This window comes from Neolewinella agarilytica (assembly GCF_900110645.1).
Classification (GTDB): Bacteria; Bacteroidota; Bacteroidia; order Chitinophagales; family Saprospiraceae; genus Neolewinella; species Neolewinella agarilytica.
In genome coordinates this window covers 1-1,275 of record NZ_FOFB01000069.1, presented here as the reverse complement: position 1 = coordinate 1,275, position 1,275 = coordinate 1, and the positions used below count along the sequence as shown (strand labels likewise).

The window sequence follows — 1,275 nt, the reverse complement described above, 5'->3', positions numbered from 1 at the left end:
GCTTGTATGTTTGTGACAGGATCGGAAATTGTGGTTAGCTACCTAAAAGTTACGATCTTACTTCTAGCTGGAAGCAGACCGACGGGACGCTAAGCCTTGATCCGTTCAAGAGCTACTCTGTGAGGTTGGTCGCTCCGGTTAGAAGACTTTTAGAGTCACGATAGCACTTAAGTCCGTAGCATCATATCTACGAGGCACGATAAAGCTACAAGGAAAGACGGTGGAAGTACTTCGTTCTTCATTTTTCACTCTTTACTCCATTTACTATGCTCCTGTTTCGTCAACTCTTAGGCATCGACGTATCTGCCAAAAAACTTGTAGTCCACTTTCTGCGTCAGTACAGCGACCTGTCCACGAAGTGTGCCGGAAGTAAGTCTTTTGACAACACTAAAAACGGGTTGGTTAAGTTGTTTACTTGGCTTGATAAGCGCATCGACAGTGCTTACCCCGTTCAATGCATCATGGAAGCGACAGGTGTTTACCACGAACTAGCCGCTTACACCCTCCACGACGCTGAGCGTCCGACTTGCATCGTCTTACCTAATCGCATCAAAGCCTACGCCCGCAGTCTCAACAACTACTCAAAGACTGACGACATTGATGCCGAGATGATTGCTCGTTTTGCTGCTGCCAACAAGCTGAACAATTGGGCTCCGCCCAGTCCTCACATGAGGCAGCTGCGTACGCTAACGCGTGAGCGTCAACAGATTGTAAATGAACGTACGGAGGTGAAGTGCCAACGAGTTGCTTACCGGGCATCAGCCCATCCACCCGCCAAAACACTAGAGCGTATTGAAGGCCGGATTAGATTTCTTGATCGCCAGGCAGCTGAAATCGAGAAGGAATTAAAGGAACTATGCGCTGCCGACGAGGTGCTTAGCAGAGGCTTAAAAATCCTCAAAAGCATGCCGGGTGTTCAATTAATAACTGCTTGTGTGTTAATGGCCGAAACCGACTGTTTTGCCCTGTTCAACAACCGTAATCAACTAATCAAATATGCTGGTTTAGACATCGTCGACAAGCAAAGTGGCACTTCGGTAAGGGGGCGCTCCAAGGTGTCTAAACGGGGTAACTCCCATCTTCGAGCTGCGCTTTTCATGCCAGCTAAAACGGTGAGTAAAAAGACGGGGGCGATGAGTCAGCTTTTTGAAAAACAGTTTGCCAAATACAATAATTACAATAAAGCTTTGATGCCCGTACAACGGAAGCTCTTACTATTGGCGTATGCGCTGTTCAAAACGGATACTCTCTACGATCCGAATTACAACAACAACA

Annotated in this window: 1 protein-coding gene; it reads left to right on the top strand. The window is 47.2% G+C overall.

Going from position 1 to position 1,275, the window contains the following annotated elements:
- Positions 1–266 precede the first annotated feature (266 nt).
- The coding region (locus BM123_RS23755; protein WP_090173631.1) for an IS110 family RNA-guided transposase at positions 267–1,275 on the top strand (1,009 nt) is incomplete at its 3' end.